Origin of the sequence: Aromatoleum evansii (genome assembly GCF_045689615.1) — a bacterium.
In the GTDB taxonomy this organism is placed as follows: Bacteria; Pseudomonadota; Gammaproteobacteria; order Burkholderiales; family Rhodocyclaceae; genus Aromatoleum; species Aromatoleum evansii.
Genome location: NZ_CP141259.1, coordinates 3,840,199 through 3,857,736 on the forward strand (window position 1 = coordinate 3,840,199; position 17,538 = coordinate 3,857,736).

Annotated in this window: 17 protein-coding genes; 15 read left to right on the top strand and 2 right to left on the bottom strand. The window is 60.5% G+C overall.

The genetic code is table 11. The features are described 5' to 3' along the window. Window positions 1-90 precede the first annotated feature (90 nt). The 15 genes from U5817_RS17985 to U5817_RS18055 all read left to right on the top strand — a co-directional run bounded on the left by U5817_RS17985 (window position 91) and on the right by U5817_RS18055 (window position 13,940). Window positions 91-1,611, top strand: coding sequence for an IS1182 family transposase (locus U5817_RS17985; protein WP_407278303.1), 1,521 nt, complete (start codon window positions 91-93; stop codon window positions 1,609-1,611). Between the two features lie 198 nt (window positions 1,612-1,809). Continuing rightward, entirely contained in the window at window positions 1,810-2,385 is a 576-nt protein-coding gene (locus U5817_RS17990) for a hypothetical protein (protein ID WP_407278304.1), read from the top strand. Between the two features lie 144 nt (window positions 2,386-2,529). Beyond that, window positions 2,530-4,050 carry an IS1182 family transposase gene (locus U5817_RS17995; protein WP_407278303.1) on the top strand — a complete coding sequence of 507 codons (1,521 nt, stop codon included), beginning with the start codon at window positions 2,530-2,532 and terminating at the stop codon, window positions 4,048-4,050. 239 nt (window positions 4,051-4,289) lie between these two features. Beyond that, window positions 4,290-4,568 carry a hypothetical protein gene (locus U5817_RS18000; RefSeq protein WP_407278305.1) on the top strand — a complete coding sequence of 93 codons (279 nt, stop codon included), beginning with the start codon at window positions 4,290-4,292 and terminating at the stop codon, window positions 4,566-4,568. 65 nt (window positions 4,569-4,633) lie between these two features. Then, window positions 4,634-5,140 (top strand): hypothetical protein, encoded by a 507-nt coding sequence (locus tag U5817_RS18005; protein ID WP_407278306.1) that lies wholly within the window; start codon window positions 4,634-4,636, stop codon window positions 5,138-5,140. 142 nt (window positions 5,141-5,282) lie between these two features. After that, window positions 5,283-6,803 carry an IS1182 family transposase gene (locus U5817_RS18010; RefSeq protein ID WP_407278303.1) on the top strand — a complete coding sequence of 507 codons (1,521 nt, stop codon included), beginning with the start codon at window positions 5,283-5,285 and terminating at the stop codon, window positions 6,801-6,803. Between the two features lie 200 nt (window positions 6,804-7,003). Continuing rightward, window positions 7,004-7,816 carry a DUF6602 domain-containing protein gene (locus tag U5817_RS18015; protein ID WP_407278307.1) on the top strand — a complete coding sequence of 271 codons (813 nt, stop codon included), beginning with the start codon at window positions 7,004-7,006 and terminating at the stop codon, window positions 7,814-7,816. A gap of 89 nt (window positions 7,817-7,905) precedes the next feature. Then, a complete protein-coding gene (locus U5817_RS18020; protein ID WP_407278308.1) occupies window positions 7,906-8,406 on the top strand; it encodes a VRR-NUC domain-containing protein in 501 nt (166 codons plus the stop codon). Between the two features lie 185 nt (window positions 8,407-8,591). Next, window positions 8,592-8,999, top strand: coding sequence for a hypothetical protein (locus U5817_RS18025; protein WP_407278309.1), 408 nt, complete (start codon window positions 8,592-8,594; stop codon window positions 8,997-8,999). A gap of 69 nt (window positions 9,000-9,068) precedes the next feature. Then, window positions 9,069-9,530, top strand: coding sequence for a hypothetical protein (locus tag U5817_RS18030; RefSeq protein ID WP_407278310.1), 462 nt, complete (start codon window positions 9,069-9,071; stop codon window positions 9,528-9,530). Window positions 9,531-9,671: 141 nt separating this feature from the next. Further along, entirely contained in the window at window positions 9,672-10,697 is a 1,026-nt protein-coding gene (locus U5817_RS18035; RefSeq protein ID WP_407278311.1) for an IS110 family transposase, read from the top strand. 309 nt (window positions 10,698-11,006) lie between these two features. Further along, window positions 11,007-11,696, top strand: coding sequence for a hypothetical protein (locus tag U5817_RS18040; protein ID WP_407278312.1), 690 nt, complete (start codon window positions 11,007-11,009; stop codon window positions 11,694-11,696). Window positions 11,697-12,146: 450 nt separating this feature from the next. Continuing rightward, entirely contained in the window at window positions 12,147-12,677 is a 531-nt protein-coding gene (locus tag U5817_RS18045) for a hypothetical protein (protein ID WP_407278313.1), read from the top strand. Between the two features lie 154 nt (window positions 12,678-12,831). Beyond that, window positions 12,832-13,338, top strand: a complete 507-nt coding sequence (locus U5817_RS18050; RefSeq protein ID WP_407278314.1) for a GNAT family N-acetyltransferase — start codon at window positions 12,832-12,834, stop codon at window positions 13,336-13,338. A gap of 173 nt (window positions 13,339-13,511) precedes the next feature. Continuing rightward, window positions 13,512-13,940 (top strand): MarR family winged helix-turn-helix transcriptional regulator, encoded by a 429-nt coding sequence (locus U5817_RS18055; protein WP_407278315.1) that lies wholly within the window; start codon window positions 13,512-13,514, stop codon window positions 13,938-13,940. A gap of 16 nt (window positions 13,941-13,956) precedes the next feature. On the opposite strand, the gene U5817_RS18060 is transcribed toward U5817_RS18055, so the two are convergent. Then, window positions 13,957-15,321 carry a sigma-54-dependent transcriptional regulator gene (locus tag U5817_RS18060; RefSeq protein ID WP_407278316.1) on the bottom strand — a complete coding sequence of 455 codons (1,365 nt, stop codon included), beginning with the start codon at window positions 15,319-15,321 and terminating at the stop codon, window positions 13,957-13,959. Next, window positions 15,318-17,471, bottom strand: a complete 2,154-nt coding sequence (locus U5817_RS18065; protein ID WP_407278317.1) for a PAS domain S-box protein — start codon at window positions 17,469-17,471, stop codon at window positions 15,318-15,320. The genes U5817_RS18060 and U5817_RS18065 overlap by 4 nt, the downstream gene beginning before the upstream one ends. Window positions 17,472-17,538: the final 67 nt, after the last annotated feature.

Below are 17,538 nucleotides of genomic sequence, written 5' to 3' on the forward strand. Positions count from 1 at the left end.
CACGAACGTTGAGGCTGTAGAAAAACCCCGTTCGCAGCGCACGCGTCAATGCCTCCGGTATAATTCGGCAACGCCTCCCGGAGTTCCGCGATGCCCCGCTTCAAGACACCCGACTATGGTCTCAAAATGATCCCGGTGGACTTCGACCGGCAGGTGATTGCGGGGAGTTTCGAGCACGCACTCTGTCATCTGGTCGACCACGAGATCGATCTTTCCGGACTACACGCGCGCTACCGCAATGAGACGACGGGCGCGCCGGCGTTCTCCCCGGCCGTGCTGCTGAAAATCGTGCTGCTCGGGTACTCGCGCGGGTTGGTGAGTTCGCGTGCCATCGCCGCAGCCTGCCGCGACAACGTGCTGTTCATGGCGGTTTCGGGCGACAGCGCACCGCACTTCACGACGATCGCCGGCTTCGTCGCCGAGCTTGGTGACGAAGCGGCCCGGATCTTTGCCCGGGTGCTGATGATTTGCGATCGGCAAGGATTGATCGGACGCGAACTCTTCGCCATCGATGGGGTGAAGCTGCCGGCCAACGCAAGCAAGGCCAGGAGCGGTACCCGTGCGGACTTCCTGCGCGAGGCCGACAAGATGGAGACGGCCGTCAAGCGCATCATGGTCAGCCACGCCACGGCCGACTTGAACGGCGAAGACCCCGAGGCCGCGCGCGCCGCACGCACCGTCGCGCGCCTCAACACCGAGGCGGCGAAGATCCGCGCCTGGCTGGACGCACATCCCGACGAGCGGCGCAGCGCCAAAGGCAAACCGCGGCTGAGCAATCGCACCGACAATGAGTCGGCCAAGATGGCGACCGGCAAAGGCGTGATCCAGGGCTACACCGGGGTGGCCGCAGTCGATGCGAAGAGCCAGATCGTCGTCGACGCCCAGGCGCACGGCACGGGCTCCGAGCAGGAACTGCTCCTGCCAGTGGTCGAGGCGACCGGGCCGTTCCGCACGCCCGAGACGACGATCTGTGCCGACGCGGGCTACCACTCGGAAGCGAACCTGAAGGCGCTGGCCGACAGCGGGATCGACGCCTACATCTGCGACAACGATTACCGCAGCCGAGACGCCCGTTATACCGGGCAAGCGCGTCACAAGGCGAAGCCCGATCCGCTGTGGGACAAACGGAAGGTGGACGGGAAGACGCGCTGCTTCCGGCCTGCCGATTTCACGCTGGCCGACGACCGCTCTCACTGCCTCTGCCCGGCGGGCAAGAAACTGTACTCGAACGGCTCGAACTGCACCTTCAACGGCTACGCGGCGATGAAATTTCGCGGCGCCGAACGCGACTGCGTGCCGTGCGCGCTGCGCGACCAGTGCCTGCGCACTCCCGCCAAGACCAAGACGCGCCAGGTCGCCTTCTTCCAGGGCAAGCGCGCCTGCGAAGAGAGTCACACCGAGCGGATGAAACGGCGGATCGACACCGACACGGGTAAGCGCATGATCACCGCGCGCTTTGCCACCGTCGAGCCGGTCTTCGGCAATCTGAGAAACAACAAGCGCCTCCATCGCTTCACCTTGCGCGGCCGATGCAAGGTCGACGGGCAATGGAAGCTCTACTGCCTCGTGCACAACATCGAGAAGCTGGCGCACCACGGGTATGCGCAATGAGGGCGGCACGCCACGGCAGCATGCCGCTCCACATACAGGGCGACAGCGTGCGAACGACGGAAACCGATCGTATGACGGAATCAGGCTGACCCGGACCGCAACATGACGAACAAGTCATCGTCGGCTATCGCCGACATCGATCGCTTGCCCGGAAATCGGGTTTTTCTACACCGTCGTTAGCCATCAACGACACTCACCATGGAACTCTTATCCATCGTTCTTGGCACACTCGGTGGCGCTTCAGCCGTAGTTACTGGGCTTATCGCCTACTTTGGCAATCTGCGCATGGAGAAATTCAAAGCCGATTTGGCCGAAACCAACACTAAGTTGAAAGCAGCCATGGATAGTTCTATTCATGTCAGCAAGGCTCAATTCGATAAGGAATTCGCGATCTACCAGACTATTTGGGCATTGCTTGTAGAGCTTCGGGGAAGAACTCTCTCCCTGCGTCCGGTCATGGACCATGTCGATCCGAATGAATCTGAAGAAGATCGGATGCAAAGACGCCTCAAGGCATTTGGAGAGGCGTTCTTTTCCTTCAGAGATGCCATGGAACAGAACAGGCCCTTCTACGCTCATTCTGTTTATGAATCCTTGGTAGATATATTCAACCTCTGCCATACCGAGTCAATTGAATACCAATACAAGGAGTCCGGCTGGCATAAAGAGTATTGGGAGAAGAGCCGAGAAAACAACAAGAAGATCGTTGAGGCAATCGACGCATGTTGTGAGTTGATTCGTGAGCGCATCGGATCCCTCTCTGTAACCTCATGATGGCTAACCTCTCATTCCACCGGACCTGCGCGAAAGGCCGCGCAGGCCGGTGAATTCAAACGTTGAGGCTGTAGAAAAACCCCGTTCGCAGCGCACGCGTCAATGCCTCCGGTATAATTCGGCAACGCCTCCCGGAGTTCCGCGATGCCCCGCTTCAAGACACCCGACTATGGTCTCAAAATGATCCCGGTGGACTTCGACCGGCAGGTGATTGCGGGGAGTTTCGAGCACGCACTCTGTCATCTGGTCGACCACGAGATCGATCTTTCCGGACTACACGCGCGCTACCGCAATGAGACGACGGGCGCGCCGGCGTTCTCCCCGGCCGTGCTGCTGAAAATCGTGCTGCTCGGGTACTCGCGCGGGTTGGTGAGTTCGCGTGCCATCGCCGCAGCCTGCCGCGACAACGTGCTGTTCATGGCGGTTTCGGGCGACAGCGCACCGCACTTCACGACGATCGCCGGCTTCGTCGCCGAGCTTGGTGACGAAGCGGCCCGGATCTTTGCCCGGGTGCTGATGATTTGCGATCGGCAAGGATTGATCGGACGCGAACTCTTCGCCATCGATGGGGTGAAGCTGCCGGCCAACGCAAGCAAGGCCAGGAGCGGTACCCGTGCGGACTTCCTGCGCGAGGCCGACAAGATGGAGACGGCCGTCAAGCGCATCATGGTCAGCCACGCCACGGCCGACTTGAACGGCGAAGACCCCGAGGCCGCGCGCGCCGCACGCACCGTCGCGCGCCTCAACACCGAGGCGGCGAAGATCCGCGCCTGGCTGGACGCACATCCCGACGAGCGGCGCAGCGCCAAAGGCAAACCGCGGCTGAGCAATCGCACCGACAATGAGTCGGCCAAGATGGCGACCGGCAAAGGCGTGATCCAGGGCTACACCGGGGTGGCCGCAGTCGATGCGAAGAGCCAGATCGTCGTCGACGCCCAGGCGCACGGCACGGGCTCCGAGCAGGAACTGCTCCTGCCAGTGGTCGAGGCGACCGGGCCGTTCCGCACGCCCGAGACGACGATCTGTGCCGACGCGGGCTACCACTCGGAAGCGAACCTGAAGGCGCTGGCCGACAGCGGGATCGACGCCTACATCTGCGACAACGATTACCGCAGCCGAGACGCCCGTTATACCGGGCAAGCGCGTCACAAGGCGAAGCCCGATCCGCTGTGGGACAAACGGAAGGTGGACGGGAAGACGCGCTGCTTCCGGCCTGCCGATTTCACGCTGGCCGACGACCGCTCTCACTGCCTCTGCCCGGCGGGCAAGAAACTGTACTCGAACGGCTCGAACTGCACCTTCAACGGCTACGCGGCGATGAAATTTCGCGGCGCCGAACGCGACTGCGTGCCGTGCGCGCTGCGCGACCAGTGCCTGCGCACTCCCGCCAAGACCAAGACGCGCCAGGTCGCCTTCTTCCAGGGCAAGCGCGCCTGCGAAGAGAGTCACACCGAGCGGATGAAACGGCGGATCGACACCGACACGGGTAAGCGCATGATCACCGCGCGCTTTGCCACCGTCGAGCCGGTCTTCGGCAATCTGAGAAACAACAAGCGCCTCCATCGCTTCACCTTGCGCGGCCGATGCAAGGTCGACGGGCAATGGAAGCTCTACTGCCTCGTGCACAACATCGAGAAGCTGGCGCACCACGGGTATGCGCAATGAGGGCGGCACGCCACGGCAGCATGCCGCTCCACATACAGGGCGACAGCGTGCGAACGACGGAAACCGATCGTATGACGGAATCAGGCTGACCCGGACCGCAACATGACGAACAAGTCATCGTCGGCTATCGCCGACATCGATCGCTTGCCCGGAAATCGGGTTTTTCTACACCGTCGTTAGGCAAAACCCGTATGACACTATTTACCCTTCGTCGACTACATCATTCGTTGGGGCCGCAGATGCGATTCACCGTCTTTCTGCTTTCTATCGCCTTGGCTGGCTGTGCGTCTACCGGCGTCGTCCCTGCGGATCGTGGTACCTACATGATCTCCAAGCAGAGCGCTGCCGGCATTTTCGGAACATCAGGAGGCGTTCGCGCCGACATCTATACAGAAGCCAACGAATTTTGTGCGCGCACGAACAAGGGCGTCGAAACGATGAATCTTGAGCTCAAAGACGCGATCCCGTTCGTCAGAACCAGTAGTGCGACGCTTCAGTTCAAATGCGTTGCCCCGTAATGCGTGCTACCTAACCGGTGCTTGCACCCAACGTTAGGCGCAAAGAACGACTCGGAGGAGTACATATGTCACTGCCACTTATCCCGATAATCTCCGCGCTTGCTGCAGGTGGCACGCTCGTTCCACATGCTGCCGGCGGCATGATCGTCACCTCGGCAGCCGGGTATGTCGCGGGAACGTATTTGAGTACCGCAGCTATCGGAAGCCTCCTCGCTGCTGGCACTACCGCACTTGGAGCAGGAGCCTTATATCTTTCCGGTATTGCGGGTAGCGTTATCGGTAGTGCCGGAATATTTGGAACAACGGTCGGGGCAACTGGCGTCACTGGCGCGCTGATGTCAGCCGGAATAATTTCTTCCACTCCCATCTGGGTACCTGTCGCCGTCGGCGGTGCTGCAATTGGCGGAGCGGCAGGGCTTGGCTATGGGGGCTATCGGCTATTCAAACTGAAACAAAAAGTCGCTACCACCGGAAGTGGTGATGAAGCCCAGTTTACGGAAACCGAAGCAAAGATAGTCGAGCAGGTTATCAAACGTCTTGTTAACAAAGAGAAATCGAACGATCAAGTCTAACAATTGCTTGCAGCGGATCGTCAAAATGCTGCGCATTTCGCCGTCCGCTGAAGCCCGACGTTGAGGCTGTAGAAAAACCCCGTTCGCAGCGCACGCGTCAATGCCTCCGGTATAATTCGGCAACGCCTCCCGGAGTTCCGCGATGCCCCGCTTCAAGACACCCGACTATGGTCTCAAAATGATCCCGGTGGACTTCGACCGGCAGGTGATTGCGGGGAGTTTCGAGCACGCACTCTGTCATCTGGTCGACCACGAGATCGATCTTTCCGGACTACACGCGCGCTACCGCAATGAGACGACGGGCGCGCCGGCGTTCTCCCCGGCCGTGCTGCTGAAAATCGTGCTGCTCGGGTACTCGCGCGGGTTGGTGAGTTCGCGTGCCATCGCCGCAGCCTGCCGCGACAACGTGCTGTTCATGGCGGTTTCGGGCGACAGCGCACCGCACTTCACGACGATCGCCGGCTTCGTCGCCGAGCTTGGTGACGAAGCGGCCCGGATCTTTGCCCGGGTGCTGATGATTTGCGATCGGCAAGGATTGATCGGACGCGAACTCTTCGCCATCGATGGGGTGAAGCTGCCGGCCAACGCAAGCAAGGCCAGGAGCGGTACCCGTGCGGACTTCCTGCGCGAGGCCGACAAGATGGAGACGGCCGTCAAGCGCATCATGGTCAGCCACGCCACGGCCGACTTGAACGGCGAAGACCCCGAGGCCGCGCGCGCCGCACGCACCGTCGCGCGCCTCAACACCGAGGCGGCGAAGATCCGCGCCTGGCTGGACGCACATCCCGACGAGCGGCGCAGCGCCAAAGGCAAACCGCGGCTGAGCAATCGCACCGACAATGAGTCGGCCAAGATGGCGACCGGCAAAGGCGTGATCCAGGGCTACACCGGGGTGGCCGCAGTCGATGCGAAGAGCCAGATCGTCGTCGACGCCCAGGCGCACGGCACGGGCTCCGAGCAGGAACTGCTCCTGCCAGTGGTCGAGGCGACCGGGCCGTTCCGCACGCCCGAGACGACGATCTGTGCCGACGCGGGCTACCACTCGGAAGCGAACCTGAAGGCGCTGGCCGACAGCGGGATCGACGCCTACATCTGCGACAACGATTACCGCAGCCGAGACGCCCGTTATACCGGGCAAGCGCGTCACAAGGCGAAGCCCGATCCGCTGTGGGACAAACGGAAGGTGGACGGGAAGACGCGCTGCTTCCGGCCTGCCGATTTCACGCTGGCCGACGACCGCTCTCACTGCCTCTGCCCGGCGGGCAAGAAACTGTACTCGAACGGCTCGAACTGCACCTTCAACGGCTACGCGGCGATGAAATTTCGCGGCGCCGAACGCGACTGCGTGCCGTGCGCGCTGCGCGACCAGTGCCTGCGCACTCCCGCCAAGACCAAGACGCGCCAGGTCGCCTTCTTCCAGGGCAAGCGCGCCTGCGAAGAGAGTCACACCGAGCGGATGAAACGGCGGATCGACACCGACACGGGTAAGCGCATGATCACCGCGCGCTTTGCCACCGTCGAGCCGGTCTTCGGCAATCTGAGAAACAACAAGCGCCTCCATCGCTTCACCTTGCGCGGCCGATGCAAGGTCGACGGGCAATGGAAGCTCTACTGCCTCGTGCACAACATCGAGAAGCTGGCGCACCACGGGTATGCGCAATGAGGGCGGCACGCCACGGCAGCATGCCGCTCCACATACAGGGCGACAGCGTGCGAACGACGGAAACCGATCGTATGACGGAATCAGGCTGACCCGGACCGCAACATGACGAACAAGTCATCGTCGGCTATCGCCGACATCGATCGCTTGCCCGGAAATCGGGTTTTTCTACACCGTCGTTAGCCCTCTTCAAGAGAACACTGATGCTCATCGCTCACATCAATGCCGTCGAGGATCACCTTCTCGCAATCTCGAAAATACCTGCCAATTCTGGCCATTCTCTACACAAGGGGACGCCGCGCGAAGCCTTTATTCGCGAATTTCTCGAATCGCATTTGAATTCCACAGTCGCTATCGGCAGTGGCGAGATCATCGACTCTCAATCCCAACCCGGTGGGAAGCGCAATCAATTCGATATTGTCATATACAAGCGAAACTATCCGCGCCTTGATTTCGGCGGCGGCATAAGCGGTTTTCTCGCCGAGTCGGTCGTAGCGACAATCGAAGTTAAGTCGACTCTTGATAAGGCGGGGGTCGCGCAGGCGGTTGGCGCAGCCCGGAACGCGAAGGCGCTCCAGAAGCATGAGATCAAGAGCTTTTCAAGCGGATATATTCCACCAAGTATCCTTTCCTTTGTTGTCGCGTACGATGGCCCTGCAAAGATGGAGACTGTTCATACTTGGGTCAAAGAGGTCTATCAGGTCGGAGGAATTGTGGAGCCAGCAATGCCTGCGGAAGGTGATCGTTCTGCGATCGCAAGCCCGGCCCTTGAGGGCGTCTTCGTGCTCGGTAAGGGTTTTCTCAACTACGACAATGCTCCATACGGGTTTGTTCGGCCCGAGGCTCGAAAGACACATCCTGAAATCCGGTGGGCAATTGCAAATTCTGAACGGGGAAGTCTGCTTTCCCTGTTTGTCCTTTTGACCGTTGCCACCAGCAATGTCGAGGGGGCATGGCTGAATCCTTTACCGTATCTCGGAGGCTTCAAAGTCTCTGATCTTCAGTTCGGTGTATGAGCACGCAACGGCTAACCCTGCAATGCACCTGACCTACGCGAAGAGCCGCGCAGGCCGGTGATTTTGAACGTTAGACATCACTCGAAAAAATGCAGTCAGACTTTCTCTTTTCTTTTCATACAGATCAACGAGAGCGCTTTCGTGACGGAACTTTGGTAAGAGACTGGCGACGGCGGTATCCACAGATTTTCGACGAAGATGATGAGCGTGTTCTGAACACCGAGCATCAACGACGCTACCATTTCTTTGAGTGGCTCAGTGCAGTCTTGTTGTTCGAGGCAACTGGCTATATAAGCCTCGTTGAAAAATACACATCAAAGAGCCATCCCAACAAGCGTAAGACGCTGCAGCAAATCCTTACACCCAAAACGTTTCAATGGCTTTGCGAAAACGAGTCTGGACAGCCGGATCTTTTCGTTTTTCAGCCAGTGACGAAGGATTGGTTCTTCTGTGAGGTAAAAGGCGGCTCAGATCGCATTAGACAGAATCAAATCGAGTGGATGGATCGATTCGGATCAATGCTCACGGAAGAAAATATTTCAAGCAACGGGAAGATGCGCGTCCTTTCTCTCCAAGAAGTTAATGTCTAACCCTGCAATGCACCGGACCGTCAAAAGCTGCGCTTTTGCCGTCCGGTGATTTCCACGTTAGGCAGTTCTAGAAATGACGGCATTTGCAGTTATTCATGGCCTGCATTGATTGAACCAGCGCACGCAAAGCACTCGTGCCTATTGCGCCCGCCATATCAAATTTTGTATTCAACGAGGAGTCTATAATGCGCACATTGGTCGCAATGTTAATGCTAGGCGGATTGGTCGGATGTGCATCAGTACCGGACGAAAGAATCGCCATAGCAACTGACAAATCAAATATTCTAGACAAGAATATCACTGAATATCGAGAAGGGACTGGTAAGGTCGTATTCAAACGCGACAGCTGGCCGATGCATGCCTATCGGATTGACGTTTATTTTGATGGCCGCAAATTGGGATCAATTGGTGGCGGCGAAATATTGACGGCATATTTGCCTTCAGGGAGGCATCTATTTGGCACTCAGACCGTTGAGAATAGGCCGTCGCGAGAGATTGCGGCTGAAATTAGTGATAAAAAAACAACCTACATCCATTTAACGCTTTCAGCATGGGGTTGGGGTGGTTGGGATATTAGCGAAACTAGTTACTGATCTTTCGGTGCCAGACATTACGTCAAGGCGGACGGCTTCGCCGCCGCATTGTGGCCTTAGGCGAACAGAGTGGAGGCCAAGTTGCCAGCATATGCTGTAAAGCACATCGTTTCCGACCACGGCCCCCTGTCCGACATCATGAAGGATGTTCGGAAAACGCCGTACTCGTACACATCGAAGGAGCCTGAAGCCACCCACGCGGCCCGCGGCGGCGACGTGTACGTTATTGAGGTCCGCGCGGAAAATGGCGGTCGAACCTACGCACTCGGCTATATGTACAGAGCCCAAGAGAAATTCTCTCTCGCCGGCGGTGGGCGATGGAAGGGCGAGTTCAAATTCAAAAACTCGGCCGTTCCAGGAGCCGGTGCCCATGGTGTTTACTTCGACTCTCCTGTTCTCATTGAGCACGGGGCCCTACGCGAATGGCTCGCCAGCAAGCAGCCCGGTATGGCCCAAATACCATCGCACTTGGTGCCTGCATTGGACACTCTGATAGCCGATCCCTTCAATGGAGCGAAACGTTTTGCCTAACAAGCGCTTGCAGCCGACCGCCAAAAAGCTTTGCTTTTTGCCGTCGGCTGAAGCTAATGAAATGGACTCCCCCTCCCGTCTTCGGGAAACTGGCGGTATCGCAGCGTGAGCCGCTGCTGGTCTGCAGGAAGGAGGTGTGCCATGACGATTACCCGCATCGGTCTCGATATCGCCAAGTCCGTCTTTCAGCTCCATGGCGTGGATGCGCATGGCAGGACGGTGTTGCGCAAGACGCTCGCGCGCGGCGGGGTGCTCGGTTTCTTTGCCAACCGGCCCGCCTGCCTCATCGGCATCGAAGCGTGCGCCGGTTCGCACTACTGGGCGCGCGAACTGATCAGGCTCGGCCATGACGCACGCCTGATGGCGGCGCAGTTCGTGATCCCGTACCGCAAGAGCGGCAAGAACGACGCCACCGACGCTGAAGCGATCTGCGAAGCGGTCGGGCGGCCGAACATGCGCTTCGTGCCGGTCAAGTCCGAGGAAGCCCAGGCGGTGCTCGCGGTGCATCGGGCGCGGGCGCTGACGGTGTCGGAGCGCACCGCGCTGGTCAATCAGGTGCGTGGCCTGCTCGGGGAATTCGGCATCGTCGCCGGCGCCGGGATCGCTCGTGCGCGCAAACTGCTCGCCGAGATCGGTGCCGGGGCGCGCAACTTGCCGGTACTCGCACGCGAAACGTTCGGCGAGCTGCACGACCGCTTGCGCACCCTCGACGAACGCATCCTCGACTACGACCGCAAGATCTCGACCCTCGCGCAACAGAGCGAAGCCGCGCGGCGGCTCATGGCAATCGAAGGCGTGGGCCCGGTAACGGCCTCGGCCATCGTGGCCAGCGTCGGCCCGGCGACCACCTTTACCAGCGGCCGGCAGTTTGCCGCGTGGCTGGGGCTCACGCCGCGCCAGCATTCCAGCGGCGGCAAAACCGTGCTGGGCGGAATCAGCAAACGCGGCGATGTGGTGCTGCGCACCTTGTTGATTCACGGCGCCCGCTCGGCGCTGCGACTGACGGGGGCGCGAACCGACCGCAAGAGCCTGTGGGTGGAACGCCTGAAGGCACGCGCGTGCAACAACGTGGCGGCCGTTGCGCTGGCCGCAAAAAATGCCCGTATCATCTGGGCGATGCTCACCCGCGGCACCGACTACCGTGTAGCGGCGACCGCGACGGCATGAGCGAGAGACAAATTTCAACCAGGAGGTTCCTGCCAGAGTATTGCGAGCGAGACGTGTTGATGGGATGACGGCGCCAGCCGACGCGCACACCAGCCTGATAACGTGGTTGGCCGATACCAGGCCGCTAAGCTAATGAGGCGTGCGCGGCACGAAATTCATCAGGGCCGCAGCCGACGGGCTGCACAGTAGGCCGGATAGATTGTTGCAGCTGGGTTTGTTCGGAACATCCGCAAGATCGTCTTGCAATATCGGGGGAGTCCATAGATTCCACGTTAGCCGTCTTATCTCTACCAACCATCGAGATATGGAATGAAAAACCTTGTATTTATCGTTCTCCTAGGAGTTGGAACAAATGCCCTCGGACAGGTGACACCAAAAACAGCAAAATCGCCTACAGAGTTTGTCCCTGTCGGACATATTGTTTTTCAGCAAATTCAGGGAGACCTAAACAAAGATAATCAAGTGGATTACGTTCTAATTATCAAGGGTACGGATAAAGCCGGCTTCGTCAAGGATGAGTATCGCGGGGAATTGGATCGGAACCGAAGAGGGATCATCATTGCACTCAAAAATAATGATCGTTACGAGCTTGCGCTGGAAAATCGCGACTGTTTTTCATCTGAAAATGAAGATGGCGGCGTTTACTTTCCTCCTGAACTCGACGTCTCTATAAAGAAAGGCAATCTACTCGTTCACTACGCGCATGGCAGGTATGGTTATTGGACGTACAACTTTCGGTATCAGAATTCCGATTTCGAGCTAATTGGTTTCGATAGCGATCAGAGTCGTGGGCCGATAACTGAAAAATCGGTCAGCATCAACCTTATGACGAAAAAGATGTTGATAAAAGAAAACGTCAATCAAGACGCAGAGGAAGGCGGAGACGAGAAATTCAAAGAAACCTGGAAGAAATTCAGCCTCTCAAAACCTATAAAGCTGAGAGACATTGCTGACTTTGACGGCCTTGACGTGACGAGCTTGCTTGGGTCGGTCAAATGACTAAGAGGCGAACGGCTAACCCATCCAACAACACGGACGCTGCGCGATGATGCCGCGCAGCGCCGGTTATGTCATACTTTAGGCAATATGCATGGCAAAAATCCCACCTGTCGCTGATCAAAAGTGCCCCAAGTGCGGAGGCGTCTTACATAGCTCCGTAAAGCATAGGTACTGCATTACCGACATGATTGGAGCGGCGCTGGTTGGCGTGCCATTATTGTTACTCATCTGCTTCATTTTTCTTGAATCAAGCGGACCTGCAACCAGATTTATTGTGTTGATCGCTGGCTTTCTTGTTTTTGGCCTCTACCACATGATCGGACGAAAGAACGAGAAGCTTGCGGGGTGTCTGAAATGCGCGGAAAGCCATGACGTTCAATAATTCGTCTACCCCTACAATGCACCGGACCATTCAACGCAGCACATAGCAGTTAAGGCCACCTCACCATCATGAGTTTGAAATGGAATCGAAATTTCAATGGCGGCGAGATCCGCCACACTGAGCGGACTGTATGCCTCGCATTCGCACCACTTTCAGTCGCATTCTATGCCTACCTCTTTGAGTTCGTATGGAATTTGATGACGAGAAAGACTGGAGGATTCGGCGCGATTCCAGGCGCTGAAAAAGCATTGCTGATATTTTTTGGATTTTCTGTTTTCCTGGCACTGCTGATCACAATGTTCGCCCTCGTATATTTGCCAGCCACTTTATCGATCCGCAGAGACGGAACGGTGACGCGAGACGTTCTCGGCATTTCCTTGAGAACGAGGGTCGGTACGCCATACTTTTTCGATGTTCGCGAATACACCCGGGCGAATGCCTTCAAGAAGATCAGTTACTTTGATCTGCATCTACGTGGCCCCGCAGGTTCGCATCTTGTCACCATGCGTGGAGATCGTGATAACTTTCGTGCATTGTCGGAGCTTGCCCGCATCCCCCTCGTGACTGACGGGAAGGACCGGACGCAAAGACAAAAATAAGGGCAGACTACTATTTCCTGCGCGTCATAAGGTGGCTCTGGAACCGTATTCCGGGAGGCCGCAGGGCGGACTGAATTATTGAGCAAATGGAATAACACAAATGACTCGACATGCAGCCCATTCTTGGCCCAAGGTACGGTAGCGCTCCTTTCCTATGACTCTGACTATCCGCTCTGAAACACCTGCCGACGAGACTTCAATTGAACAGCTAACTCGGCGAGCCTTTCTCTCTCATCCATACAGCCATCAAACGGAGCAGTTCATCATCCGTGCCCTGCGAGCCGCTGACGCGCTGACCGTCTCGCTCGTTGCCGAAGACGGCGGTCGCATCCTTGGGCATATCGCGCTCTCTCCAGTAGGGGTGAGTGATGGCGCCGTTGGCTGGTACGGGCTCGGCCCCATTTCGGTGGAACCGGAGTACCAGCGCCGAGGGATCGGGCATGCGCTGATGGAAGCGGGCCTCGCCGAACTCCGGAAGATCGGAGCAAGTGGGTGTGTGCTCGTAGGCGACCCAGCGTTCTACAGGCATTTCGGGTTTGAGAGCAATCCTGCGCTCACGGTTGATGGTGTGCCCCAGGAGTTTTGCCTGTCGCTCGCGCTCGGTGCTTCCTCAGCTCGCGGCAATGTTCAGTTTCATCCTGCATTCGAGGCCGCGAGCTAAGCCAGCGAGCATTGACTCCCCTGCGCAAACGGTGCTCTCGATTGTCGCCTTGATCACTGAACGCGGAGGCACACCGGACACGCCGCGCCACGGCCCTTGCAGGTCGATCGCCCTTCACGCGCCCTCTGCACGGTTTTATAATCAGCCGAGCTTATTATCTCGACGCCGCTCCCGTGACCCTCAGCGAAACCAGCTTCACCCTCCTGCTTGCCGACGCCGCCCGCCTGATGCGGCACGCTTTCGTCGCCACGCTCCAGGACAGCCCGCTGACGCTCGCGCGGGCACGCGTGCTGATCCACCTGGAGCGCAACGAAGGGATCCGGCAGGTGGCACTTGCCGAGCGGCTGGAGATTCAGCCGATGACGCTGGTGCGGATGATCGACCAGCTGGCGAACGAGGGGCTGGTGGAGCGGCGGCCGGATCCGGCTGACCGGCGGGCGCACCAGCTGTACCTGACCGCGGCGGCGCGGCCGCAGTTGGAGATCATCGCGCAGACCGGGGTCGTCGTGCGGGAAAAGGCGCTCGCCGGCATGACCGAGGCGGAGCGCGCGCAGACGATCGCGCTGCTCGAGCGGATCTGCCGCAACCTCGCGGCGGAGTGAGCGCCCTGCCCTTTTCCTATTCGACCGCCGCCGAGCGCAACACGCGGTAAACGGTGGAGCGCGAAACGCCGAGCGCCTGTGCGGCGGCGCTGACGTTGCCTCCGAGCTGCTCCAGCACCCAGGTGACGTAGTCGCGCTCGATGTGTTCGAGCGGCAGGATTTCCCCGAAGATGCGCGTGGGCGACGGCTCCGGCGCGCGGTTTTCGAGCGGCAGGCGCAGGATCGCGCATACGTTGTCTTCGTCGATGATCGGGCCATCGCTGAAGGCGACGAGTCGCTCGATGGCGTTGCGCAGTTCGCGCACGTTGCCGGGCCAGCTGTAGGCACACAGGCGCGCAAGCGCAGCGGGCGCGAGCCGGGGAGGCGCCGCGCCGCGGGCGCTGCGGCGAATCAGGTGGTCGACGAGCAGGGGGATGTCCTCGGTGCGCTCGCGCAGGGGTGGCACCGGTATGTGCACGACGTTGAGCCGGTAGAGCAGGTCGTGCCGGAACTTGCCTTCGGCCACCAGCGCGTCGAGGTCGCGGTGGGTCGCGGCGATGACCCGTGCGTTGGTGCGTCGCAGCGCGGTGGCGCCGAGTTGCCGGAACTCGCCCGAATCGAGCACGCGCAGCAGCTTCGCTTGGCAGGCGGCAGGAAGTTCGCCGATCTCGTCGAGGAAGAGCGTGCCGGCGCTCGCGACGTCGAAAAGCCCTTCCTTGTCGGCGCTTGCGCCGGAGAACGCGCCCCGCTTGTGGCCGAAGAGTTCGCTTTCGACCAGGTCGTCGTCGAGCAGGCCGCAGTTCAGGGGGACGTAGGATTCCTGCGCCCGCGGGCTCCAGCGGTGCAGCAGGCCGGCGACGATCTCCTTGCCCGCGCCGCTCTCGCCGGTGATGAGTACCGGCAGGTCGAGTGGCGCGGCGCGGCGCACGAGCTCCAGGGTGCGCCGCCACACTTCGCTCTCGCCGATCACGGCGGTGTCGTCAGCGCCGCGCAGGTGTGCGACTTCGGCGCTGAGGGCTGCGCAGCGGCGCGCGAGCATGCGCTTTTCCAGCGCGCGCTCGACGATGATGTCGAGCTCGGTGAGCTTGTACGGCTTGGAGAGGTAGTCGAAAGCGCCCAGCTTCATCGCAGCAATCGCGCTGTCGACGTTGCCGTGGCCGGTGAGGATCACGACTTCGACCAGGGGATCGAGCTGTTTCAGGCGCTTGAGGACTTCGATGCCGTCGATGCCGGGCATCTTGATGTCGACGAGCGCGAGATCGACGCCGCCGTGCTGCGCGCATTCGAGCGCGGCTTCGCCGTCGGCGGCCTCGCTCAGGCGGTAGCCGGCTCGCCCGAGGCGACTTGTGAGCAGTTGCCGGTACAGGGCTTCGTCATCGACGATCAGTACATGGCCTTTCATTGCATGCATGCCTCGGCGCCCCCGTCGGCGCCCGCCTCGTCGGCGGGCAGATGGATGCGGAACCATGCGCCGCCTTCGGGACGGTTGCCGCATTCGATGCGCCCGCCAAGTTCGGACATGATTCCGTAGCAGATCGATAGGCCCAGCCCCGTGCCGCGCCCGGGCGCCTTGGTGGTGAAGAAGGGATCGAAGACGTGGTCGATGACGCCGGAGGGCAGACCGGGGCCTTCGTCGAGGACGTCGAGTTCCACGGCGCCGCTCGCCGGGCGCAGCGCGACGAGGACGCGGCCCCGCCCGTCCATCGCGTCGCGGGCGTTCTTCACGAGGTTGCGCAGCACCTGATCGAGCAGCGTGGGGTTGGTCGCGACCGGCGGTAGCGGCCCTTCCGTGCGCAGTTCGACGTCGAGACCGCGGGTCAGGCCGAGTTCTCGATATGACTCCAGGCGCTCGCGCACGAGCATCGCGACATCGACGATTTCCAGCGGCACGGCCTGCTTGCGCGAGAACAGCAGCAGGTTGTCGGTGATGGCCTTGCAGCGCTGCGCCTGTTCCTGGATGGTGGTGAGCCCCTGGCGCAGGACGTCGAAGTCCGGGTTCGACTGCGCCCCGGGGATGGACTCCATCAGCGCCTGCAGCTCCTCGGCGAAGCCGGAGACGAGGCCGAGGGGGTTGTTGATCTCGTGCGCGATGCCCGACGCGAACTGCCCGAGCGCGCTGAGCCGGTTGGCCTGCGCGAGCTGGCGTTCCATCTCGCGCCGGGCGGTGATGTCGCGGGCGACGCCGATGACGCCTTCGGGGCGCTCGTCCGTCGACAGCACGGCCGAGCTGACTTCCAGCAGACGGTTCGGGGCGCCGCCCGGTGCGAGCATGATCTCGAACGGCGGCCCGCCCTCCCCCGACAGACGCCGCCGGAAGTCGCGCTCGACGCGCAATGCCGAGGAGTGCAGCATCAGCTCCGCGCAACTGCGGCCGATCGCGCGATCCGCAGGCACGCCCAGCAGCTCGGCCATGCGTGCGTTGACGAAGCTGAAGCGCCCGTCGAGATCGAGGACATACACCGCGTCGTTGATGATGTCCTGGATCTGCTGCTCGCGGTTCTCGAGGCGCGCGGCGTACTCGGTGAGCTTGCGCTCGCGCTCCTGCTGCGCGGTGATGTCGATGGCGAGTCCGCTGTAGCCGACGATCTTGTCGTCCTTGAACACCGGCTCGACCTGCAGGCGCATCGGCACCGGCAGCCCGGCGGCGTCGCGCATGACGACGTCGAGCCGCGTAGCCGCGCGCGCGTTGGCGATGCTCTTGAGGAAGTTGGACGCCGCCACGTGGTATTCGGGCAGGACGAGGTCGCGCAGGCGCATGTTGGGCAGCTGCTCCGGCGTGATGCCCAGCCGCGTCCGCCCGGCCTTGTTGAGCTGCAGCATGCGGCCCGAGACGTGCAGCGCGAACACCATCTCGGGCAGGTCCTCGATGAGGTTGCGGTAGCGCTGTTCCGACGCTTCCAGCTCGCGCGTGCGCTCGTACACCTTGCCTTCGAGGACGTTGATGCGGTCCTTGATGTTGAGGGGCTGGAAGTACTTGCGCAGGCCTTCGAATTCCGGCGCGCAGTCCGCGGCGTTCATCAGCGTCCACGAGCAGTGCTCGTCGCCGCGCCCTTCGCATTCGTGCTCGACGCAGATCATGTCGGTCTGGAACACGTAGGACGCGAAGCCCGACGCGTAGCCGGCCAGCGTCCAGCACACGGCCTCGTCGGAGCGCCCGAAGAGACGGAGGTGCTGTTCGGCTTCGTACGAGCGGCGCCAGTTGCCGCTCATGCGGTAATGCCCTTGCTCGCGGTCCACCTCGACGCTATGCGTCTCGACCTCGGCGATGCCCGAGAACATATGCACCCGCGGCCCGCCGCGGACGAACTCCTCCAGCGTGTCGGGGTGCATGAAGCCGGGCAGCAGGCCCGCGTCCTCGAAGCCGCAACTGAAGCCGTAGCGGGTCAGGATGACCTTCGCGATGTCGGCGCCGAGCGTCTCGACCAGCTCCTTGCGCAGCGCCCCCATCGCGTCGGTGTGCAGCAGGATCGCGCGCCGGCCGCTGAACTGTATCGCCCCGCTGTCGGGCGAGAACTCCACCAGGGAGTAGAAATCCAGCTGATCGGCGCGCATCTTGTCCCGGTTCTCACGACTCAGGTCGGATCATAGCCCGGTTATCGAGGCGGCAAGCAAAATGGGC